The 9,523-nt window shown below is 46.2% G+C and carries 9 protein-coding genes; 5 read left to right on the top strand and 4 right to left on the bottom strand.

Going from position 1 to position 9,523, the window contains the following annotated elements:
* Positions 1-524: 524 nt before the first annotated feature.
* Positions 525-833, top strand: coding sequence for a hypothetical protein (locus tag AC438_RS13135; RefSeq protein WP_053981724.1), 309 nt, complete (start codon positions 525-527; stop codon positions 831-833).
* A gap of 227 nt (positions 834-1,060) precedes the next feature.
* Here the strand turns inward: AC438_RS13135 and AC438_RS13140 are convergent, their stop codons facing one another.
* Entirely contained in the window at positions 1,061-1,615 is a 555-nt protein-coding gene (locus AC438_RS13140) for a DUF2058 domain-containing protein (RefSeq protein ID WP_053981725.1), read from the bottom strand.
* A gap of 17 nt (positions 1,616-1,632) precedes the next feature.
* Positions 1,633-2,961: an MATE family efflux transporter gene (locus AC438_RS13145; protein ID WP_053981726.1), complete on the bottom strand. Its 1,329-nt coding sequence runs from the start codon at positions 2,959-2,961 to the stop codon at positions 1,633-1,635.
* A gap of 260 nt (positions 2,962-3,221) precedes the next feature.
* On the opposite strand from AC438_RS13145, the gene AC438_RS13155 reads away from it, so the two are divergent.
* Positions 3,222-4,517 (top strand): M48 family metalloprotease, encoded by a 1,296-nt coding sequence (locus AC438_RS13155; RefSeq protein ID WP_053981728.1) that lies wholly within the window; start codon positions 3,222-3,224, stop codon positions 4,515-4,517.
* 33 nt (positions 4,518-4,550) lie between these two features.
* Here AC438_RS13155 and AC438_RS13160 read toward each other — a convergent pair whose 3' ends face one another.
* A complete protein-coding gene (locus AC438_RS13160; RefSeq protein ID WP_053981729.1) occupies positions 4,551-4,841 on the bottom strand; it encodes a hypothetical protein in 291 nt (96 codons plus the stop codon).
* 429 nt (positions 4,842-5,270) lie between these two features.
* Here AC438_RS13160 and AC438_RS13170 point away from each other — a divergent pair, with 429 nt between their 5' ends.
* The 3 genes from AC438_RS13170 (at position 5,271) to hemC (ending at position 7,682) form a co-directional block, all read left to right on the top strand.
* Positions 5,271-5,600 carry a HopJ type III effector protein gene (locus AC438_RS13170; protein ID WP_053981731.1) on the top strand — a complete coding sequence of 110 codons (330 nt, stop codon included), beginning with the start codon at positions 5,271-5,273 and terminating at the stop codon, positions 5,598-5,600.
* Between the two features lie 155 nt (positions 5,601-5,755).
* A complete protein-coding gene (locus AC438_RS13175) occupies positions 5,756-6,652 on the top strand; it encodes a hypothetical protein (protein WP_053981732.1) in 897 nt (298 codons plus the stop codon).
* A 97-nt stretch (positions 6,653-6,749) separates the two neighbouring features.
* Positions 6,750-7,682, top strand: a complete 933-nt coding sequence (gene hemC / locus AC438_RS13180) for a hydroxymethylbilane synthase (protein WP_053981733.1) — start codon at positions 6,750-6,752, stop codon at positions 7,680-7,682.
* 104 nt (positions 7,683-7,786) lie between these two features.
* Here the strand turns inward: hemC and AC438_RS13185 are convergent, their stop codons facing one another.
* Positions 7,787-9,292 carry a cellulase family glycosylhydrolase gene (locus AC438_RS13185; RefSeq protein WP_053981734.1) on the bottom strand — a complete coding sequence of 502 codons (1,506 nt, stop codon included), beginning with the start codon at positions 9,290-9,292 and terminating at the stop codon, positions 7,787-7,789.
* Positions 9,293-9,523 lie beyond the last annotated feature (231 nt).

Raw genomic sequence — 9,523 nt, forward strand, 5'->3', positions numbered from 1 at the left:
GTGAATAATTAAATTAAGCAAGTTAGCCAATATAGGCATAAAACCCCGCACGCATGATACTCAGTTGGGTGATTATTGCATGGGGTTTTCATGCCAAAAAGCTAAGCCCAATGCCATTTATTCAATGCGAAAATAGCACTAAGCCTTTTCTACTATCCTTGAAAAGGAATTACACTCAAGGCATCAGCTTAATAGGCACTGATAAGAAAGGCGCCACCGCCAACAACCTATTAGCTTCTGTAGTGCCCTTATCCTTTACCTACTGGTTCCCTAACCTCAAGTAAAAAGCCTAAAACACACTAAAGTATGAGCGCATAGAGACAATAACGACCACTTTAAGTGGCTAAGATATACCCAAAGCGTGCGATATAATGGACAATCGTGTAAGATTTTACCTCAAATACTAAATTATACGATTTGGTTATAGTTATAATGACTAGCTATTTCAAAATGCTTTTTGACAAAAGCATTAAAGGCGTCAAAGATTGTGGAGGCAACCACAATTACTCACAAGGAAATACAGGATGTTACAAGCAGTGTTAAACACAATACCCAGCCCCGTTAAAATAAACAGCAAGAATTTAGCATTTGATAGTGACGAGCGCCGCACAGGTGTTGCTCCCATCCCTGAAAGCATTGATTTATACCTCAACGATGCCCAAATGGAAGCTCTCCAGACCATGGAATATTTTGGCTGGCAACTCGCTTTTATTCGCCGTAGCGACTTGAATAATATCATCCCCGTGATTCAGCATATTCAGAGTAAAGAATTTGCCGTACTCGATACCGAGGGCGATATTATTCGCGATCCCGATATCGGCTTAAGACAGTGATCTACAGGCAATCAGAGAGTCAAACGATTGCCATGACATATCAGCTCGCACCGCCTGAACACTCGTGATTACAGCTGTTATCGATGTAACTAATAGGTATCGGCGTAGCTAAAACAAGCTACACCGATAATTAGCAGGCTCTAACATTTTGCTAAAGCCACACCAACGCTCCAAAGTTCATAGCCTAGGCATGACCTAAGTCGTCAAGGCCATCGTCAAAACTTGCTCTACCACATCAAATCATCAGGGATCACATAATCTTTATACGGGTCGTCTTCTGCTTCTTTCTCTTGAGCAGGCGCAGTATTGGTTACCACAATAAACGAATCATCGCGTTGCGCAATTTTGTCGGCAACCATTGTCGGCACTAAATGATAGGCGCCTTCTAAGCGTGTAATCGTTAAAATACCATTGACAATTTGACGCTGAACACTGCTGGAGACCATCATTTTTTTGATTGTCGTGCCATCGGTAAAATTATATTCCACCTCTGTTTTACTGTCTCTATCAAGCTTGGGCTTACTGTGATTTTGTATGAGCTGCTTAATTTGTGCCGCAATAGCCTTTTGCTGTGCTTGCTCTTCGCGCTGCAGGTTTAGTGCTTTATCTTTGGCAATTTTAGCGGCACGCGCTGCTTCGGCAGCCGCTTTGGCTTCGTCTATCTTGACCTCTTTGCTGCGCCTATCAACATTGGCCTGTTTACGTTTTTCTTTGTTTGCTTTTTTAGCCTTTTTACCATCAATAAGGCCAGCGTTTAACAGTTGATCTTGAAGAGATGCCATAATTCAACTCGTACAGGTTATAAAGTTTGGTGGGGTAAATTTTTGATTTTCCAATAAGCGGCAACCGTACCGGCAATACCAATAAGCGCCGCACCTATAAGAACCCCCCAGTATACACCCACAGGCCCTGCCCATTGGCCACCATAGTAAGCAAAAGGCACAGTAAATATCGTCGCCTTAGCAAAGTTAAACCCTGTTGCCCAGGTCGCAACGCGCAAATTATTAAACAGCGCGTTAGTCACAAACGTCATACCATTAAATAAACTCATTAGGCTTAAGCCATAGCAATAAGCGCGAATCAGTTGCGCGGCCTCACCTTCCACATTAAATAGCTGAATAATAACATCGGTTAATGCAAATAAAAGAAGGCATGCCACTAGGCAGTAGGTAAGGGTAAATAGTAAGCTATCGCGCAAAGTACGCATAATACGCGGATACAATTTAGCGCCTAAATTTTGCCCAGCAATAGGCCCAACCGCCCCCGAAAGCGCAAATAATCCCGCAAACATTAACGGCTGCACTTTGCTGATAATCGCATTGCCGGCGACGGCGCTATCACCAAATTGCGCCATCGTGGCGGTAATGTAGGCCACACCTATCGGCGTAGAAAGGTTCGTCAATACTGCCGGTAAAGCGGTATAGCCGTAATGCTTAGCATCGCCCAGCCAACCCGCCCAATGTGGCATAGCTAATAGCTGATAAGCTTTACCCACGCGGTACAATCCATAGCTCAACATGGCAATACGTGCGCATACCGTAGCAACAGCTGCGCCCTCAATATTCATGTCCAAGCCAAAAATAAATAGCGGATCTAAAACCGCATTCACACCACCACCAATAAGCGTTAAATACATACCTTCTTTAGCGTGCCCTAAGGCGCGCATTACACCACTACAGGCCATAGCCAAGGCCATTAACGGTAAACTAGGCACAATAATTTGCATGTAAGCATACGCCAAATCAAACGCCCGCCCTGTGGCACCTAATTGCTCAAGCAAAATGGGTAAAAAGACAAAAACAGCAGCCGCAACGGGGGTTGTAGCCAGCACAATGGTCGTAAATATGTGCGCAATTAGTTGCCGCGTACTGTGTGTATTACCTTCGCCAACCGCTTGCGATACCAATGCACCACAGCCAATCGATAAACCTATGCACAATGAAATTGTAAAAAACAAAATAGAACCGGCATAACCAATAGCCGCCGCCAGCTCGATTTCACCGAGCAAGCTCAGCCAATACATATCGACCAAATCGACTAAAAATAACGACAACAACCCAGCTGTTGCTGCAAAAGTCATTACACTTACGTGTTTAAAAATAGAGCCTTGTGTAAATTTGGCTTGCATAGATTGGCCTAGAGTCGTTTTAAAAGCTTACAAGGGCTGGTTTGGCGGGCGAACATCGCTTAAGTTCAATTTTACCCGCACGGGTGAGCCATTATTAATGTCAGCGGTATTAACGCAAGAGCAATACTCAAAAAAGCCGCCGCTTAGCGAGTGTATTAATCTATCTGGTGCGCACAAGGCTACCTACCTTGTGGACTTTTGCTACACTTGCGCCAGTTTTCGTTAGTCAACACCCTTTATTTATTTACCAAGGAGCCACTATGCGCTTATTTGCTAACGGCCTCACGCTATCGCGTTTGGCTGCCACTATAGCCAGCCCACTGTTATTGGCTAGCTGTTTAGCCGTCAACCCTGTCACTGGCGAAAGAGAGTTAGTGCTGATGCCGCTCAGCCAGCAAATCTCTATGGGTGAGCAATACTACGGCCCTTACCAACAGCAGCAAGGCGGGCAATATACTGTCGATCCGGGTCTAACACGTTATGTAGCCGGCATTGGTAAGAGGCTGGCCGCCGTGAGCGATCAGCCCGATTTACCGTACGAATTTGTTGTACTTAACGATAGCAGCCCTAACGCATGGGCTCTACCTGGCGGCAAAATTGCCATTAATCGTGGCCTACTGGTGATGCTAGATGACGAAGCGCAGCTGGCAGCAGTTATCGGCCACGAGATCGTGCATGCCGCCGCCGGCCACAGTGCCGCACAGCAAACTCGCCAAACACTTTTGGGCATGGGCACACAAGCCCTTGGCGCTGTTGCTCAGCAAACCGAATACGGCGGCTTAATTATGATGGGCACACAATATGGTAGCGGCGCATTAAATGCGCACTATGGACGCGATGACGAACTAGAGGCCGATGAATACGGCGTAAAATACATGGAGCGTACCGGCTATCACCCGCAAGCAGCTGTAGAGCTACAAGAAAAATTTTTAGCCCTTAAAAACGGCAACGACGGCGACTTTATGAGTAACCTACTCGCCAGTCATCCGCCTTCTGGCGAACGCGTAAAGCGCAACAGTCGCTACGCGAGTGGTAAAAGTGGTGTGCGCAACAAAGCCGCCTTTCAACAGGCAACAGCGCAGCTACGCAAAGATCAAGTAGCCTATGATTTACACGCCCAAGCCTTAAAATACGCCAATAATAAACAAATGGATAAAGCCCTCGACATGGCTAGCCAAGCTGTTAAAAGGCAACCTAAAGAAGCTTTATTTCACACCGCTTACGGGCAATTATTATTAGCCAATAAACAACCCAGCCAAGCCTATAGCGCCTTTACAAAAGCAGTACAGCAAAACCCCAACTACTTTTTGCCGCAATTAATGGCAGGCTTAAGCGCTAAAGAGCTAGGTAAAAAAGCCGAAGCGCAAAAATATTTAAGTACCAGTTTGCGCCTACTGCCTACCGCACAAGCTAACTATTATTTGGGTGAGCTAGCACTAGAAAGCAATAAAAACGCTGCTGCTAATTACTTTAAAGCCGCCGCCACCGATCAAGGCGAAGTAGGTAAGGCCGCTCAAGCGCAATTGGCGCGCCTAGGTATTGGCACTCAACAATAACACAGTGCAATACTCATAAGACGGCACCTGCGTTTATTGAAACGCCAATGCAGGTGCTAGGTCTTGCCGCCATTGCTCTAATGTTATTTTGACCTGCTGAACTTGCGCTGGAGAGCTCGCCGCCTGAATAGCAATCACTTCACCGGCAGTCAAACAGTACAGGGCTAAGTCATTCGCTTCTACTGATTGATCAGCCACTGCAACATAATCGGAGCACGAAGCCTGCAGTAACTCTAAGGCATAATCGACAGGTTCTATCTCTACATCAGCAATAACGGGACAAGCCAACAGTGTCGCTAGGGTAAAAAGTGTTATTTTCTTCATCAACATCGCCTTTATTATTTTGTCACTATTCAGAGCTGCCGAAATTGGGTGTGAATCCATCAGTACCCCATGAGGTGAGATTTATTCGCTTGGCTAAATAGTGACATTATTTTTATTCATTACTGGGTGTCATTTTTGGAATTTAAGCACTCAAAAATACTGCCCTCTTAATTTATTACCCCGCTAGTGAATTGGCAATGCAGCAAGCAATATGCCTGTCATGCAAAGCCGCTTTATTGCGCACGATTTAATATGCACATTAAAAATAAATATATTTTGTCATGAAATTATCATATTTGTAAAAAAATGGTTCATAAATAAGGCTCTACCGCTGCTTTTACGAATCAGGATAAATCGCGATATTTCACGGTTTGTTTTAATTTTTAATATTAATCAAAAACTCACTACACCGTAAAGATAAGGCTCAATATGTCGACTCTGACCCACTTTTTAACCCTGCTAAACACACAACCGCACACCATTAGCTTTCAACAAACAATGGCAATTATTAAACAGTACTATCACTATACCCCCACCGCATTTACCAATGGCCGCTTAACCAATGCGGCTGGGGCCAACGAAGGGTCGTGTCAGTTATTAGCCTTTGCTCAGGCACAAACACTGGCCTGCTTTGGTGATTATTACCGTGTCGATGTGCTGCAAAACCCTCAAAATACAGATCACGCCAATATTCGCAATTTTATGCAAACCGGCTGGGCAGCCGTGCATTTTGACGGTGAAGCACTCCATCGGCGCTAAGCTCCAAAAGTCATCGAACTTTTTGAGCTAAGATCCATCAAAGACCTTTAAAAGATAATTATGAGACACGCATTAACCCTAGATTGGCTTACCTACCTTACACACCACCGGGAGTACAACGTGACCTCAACCCTAGACCCGCTTAAGAGCTACACATGTGGATTACCCTGCTTCAAGAGTTACAGCGCACATATACGCAATTACAAACCCAATTAAACCAGTGCAATACTGCGCTGCAGCACAGTGACTGGCCTTTTTTTGACCCGGCCAAACCTAACGACATAACATCGCCCAATCGCGTAGCGCTGGTTAACACCATGCTGAGTATCAGCCCGCACATGCCGGCAAGCGATACCATTAATGCCGGCCTACTATGTGCCACACCTGCTAATATTGCGCTGCTCGAGCAGCTCAACCACACAAAGCAGGCCTTTAAAAAAGCCGTCGGGCGTATTCGCGCCTTTGAAAGCAAAGACGGCAAAACACGTATTGATGTACTGATTGATCGCGTATTAAAGGAAGAAGGCCGCAGGGGCGAGTCTTTAAGAGCAGCCTTTAGAGACATTGGTTTTAGTGGCGTCGATTTATTACGCTGCTATGCCAATATTCGTATTTTACCCAAAAAACTCGAATCCATTAGCTGGACGTGGGCTAAAAAACACGCCTCTATTATTAAAATCACACAACCAGAGGCCCTGCTGCTAGCCGACGAATTACCCAGCCCCCGAGCCAAAGAAGTTGCCCTTTACCTGCTGGGGCAGCTACCCAAGCAAACCCCCTTAGTGATTCAAAAGCAACTGCCCAACCAACTACGCGCCAATATTAAATGGCAAGAAGACAAACAAATACACCGTAAAGCAATTACAGTCTCAGGCGTAGTTGTCAGCCAAGACCCAAGCTTGCCTAAAATAACATGGCGCGATAACCCAGGCCCGCCCTGCGCAAGTAAACCGGTGCGCGGTGATAGGCGCATTGACCCCACACCTTATATTAAAAGCCTCAATATTCACTGTTATTTGGATGAAATACCCATTCACGCAGCCCAAACCTGACCGCCTCGTCCAGCTCTGCTATCATCGTGTGATACTGCGCCAAGGGCGCCACGATATCTGACCCAATACCTTACCCGTAATGTACACAAGGCCCTTTATGACACACACACTTCGTATTGCAACCCGTAAAAGCGCCCTTGCCCTTTGGCAGGCCGAGCATGTTAAAGCCCGCCTGGAGGCACTTCACAAAGATTTAACCGTGGTGCTTGTACCGATGGTGAGTCGTGGTGATAAAATTTTAGATGTGCCTTTAGCCAAGGTGGGCGGCAAAGGTTTATTTGTCAAAGAATTGGAGCATGCACTCTTAAATGACGAAGCTGATATTGCCGTTCATTCAATGAAAGATGTGCCGATGGAGTTCCCTGAAGGTTTGGGCCTAACCACTATTTGTGAGCGCGAAGACCCGCGCGACGCCTGGGTATCGAGTACCTACGCCAGCATTGATGAGTTGCCTGCTGGCAGTGTTGTTGGCACATCGAGCTTGCGCCGTCAAAGCCAACTGCTAGCTAAGCGCCCAGACTTAACGATTAAATTTTTGCGCGGTAACGTCAATACCCGTTTAGCCAAGTTAGATGCTGGCGAATATGACGGTATTATTTTAGCCGCGGCCGGTTTGCTGCGCCTAGAAATGCCCGAGCGCATTCGCCAGTTTATCAGCCCCGAGCAAAGCCTACCCGCTGGTGGTCAAGGCGCGGTTGGTATTGAATGTCGCATGGCGGACCAAACCACCATCGATTTACTCACCCCATTGCACCACGACACCACCGCCGAGCAAGTGCTCGCCGAACGCGCATTAAACCGTCGCCTAGAAGGCGGTTGCCAAGTGCCTATTGCGTGCTACGCCATTCAAAAAGAAGGGCATTTATGGTTGCGCGGTTTAGTCGCCAACCCCGATGGTAGCGAAGTGATTTATGACGAAATTACCGGCAAACCCAGCGATGGCGAAAAAATGGGCGTAGAACTCGCCGAGCGCTTATTAGCCGCCGGTGCCGATGTAATTTTAAAAGCCGTTTACGCGGACGCACAATAAACGGGCAGTCACAAAAGTACCGTATTACCTTTATCTGCAGATATAAAAAAGGCCGCTAACGATTAGCGGCCTTTTTGCTTTAACCTTCAACGCTTAATAAAGTACTAAGGTACACGGCTGATACATTCTTTTAGACCGCTAGCGTTTTCATTCCACTGCCAAGGCCAGCCACCGGCATAACCGTAATCGGCTAAGCGCTTGCATAAGTCTTCTTTGTCAACTTTATCGCCTAAAACATCTAGCGCTTCTTTGACATAAAATTCACCCACAACAATAGGCTTATTAACACCCCAGTAATCTGCCTTATGATGAAAAGGCGACCAAGCACCGTTGCGACCTTCATTGTTGTAATAATGGGGTTCGTAAAAATCTAATGTCGCTTGCATATCGCCATCGGCAGCAGCAATTAACGCTTCATCGCTATACCAATTACTGCCGCCAGCCACATCCGAGTTGTATTTGCCCATTGATTTAGAGCCTGTGGTCACTAAAGCCACTTCACCATTGGCTATCGCTTCGCGGTGTATTGCGGCTGCCATTTTGGCTTGCGTACGCTGTAGCTGCGCTTTAGTAGGTATAGGGCCACCATAAAATTCCATCCTTTCTCTAAACCAGGTTTCCGTCATGTTTTCGGGTTCGTTAAATAACTCCCATGCAATTAATTGCGGATGTTTATTTAACGCTTTTACCATAGGCACTAGCGCATTATCTAAATAAGATTGCAGCACATCGTCGTTTGATAAAAGCTGGTAATTATTTTGAGTCGGTGTTTTACGAAAGCTGTTATCGAGCAGCATATCAAAAGACCACAAAGCTGGCACAATATAGACGTTATATTCGGCGGCTATATCGAGGGCTTTTTGTAAGTCGGCAATGGTTGTGCCGCCTGTGCCTACAACCTGTTGTACGCCATTCACATCACCCCATTCAGGCGATTTTGAACCGTCAGTATGTAACCACCAGCGCAAACTATTGCCGCCAGAGCTACTTACATCAACCAAGGCTTCGCGTAGCTTCGCTTCATTAAAGCCCGCACCAAAATCAGCTGCAAAATCTAACCAGGCCACATTAAAGCCACTTAAATAGACTTTTTCGCCGTTATACATAATGTGATCAGGCGAGGTACCGCCGCCTGTTTCAGGTGTATCAATACGGCAGTTGCCCGGCGGCACATCACCAGCGCCGTGCAATACAATACAACTTGCATCGTTTTCCCAGCCCCAGCCGTCTTTAACACCATTTTCATCCGCATCGGTTAAATCACCTTGCTGGCAATAAGCTACGCCATTAGCCGCAACAGTACATACAGGTAAGGCTTCGCTCGAAGAGGTCATGGCACTCGAGCTGCTCATGACAACACTCGAACTCATTGCGCTAGAGGGTGTAATACTTGATGACGATGACACCGTACTCGATGGTGTAACCACGACACTTGAGCTAGAGGCCACCGATGAACTAATGACAACACTACTCGTACTGCTTTGAGTTGTAGATGACGGGGTAGGTGATTGTGTGCCACTATCGGCACCACCGCCGCAAGCTGCCAGTAACTGTGCGGTTAACGCCAAGCTGGCCCCGCGAATAAGACCAATAGGCAAAAAAGAGTGCATGATGGATTAACCTTGATTAAATATTCATGCAACAACATAGCAGCTAATGCGCTTTTAGTGGCTAACCTAACGCACATTTTAATCGTCGAGGCCTAAAAATGGTTCATAATTACAATATTACAGCGCCACTAAACCTACTGCCACTCGATGACTTAACCGTGCCTTTAAAAATTTAATCCAAAAAAAGGCATTAAAGCGAATCAACACTTTAATGCCTTTTTTATTACCCGG

Source organism: Marinagarivorans algicola, assembly GCF_001292705.1.
GTDB lineage: Bacteria > Pseudomonadota > Gammaproteobacteria > Pseudomonadales > Cellvibrionaceae > Marinagarivorans > Marinagarivorans algicola.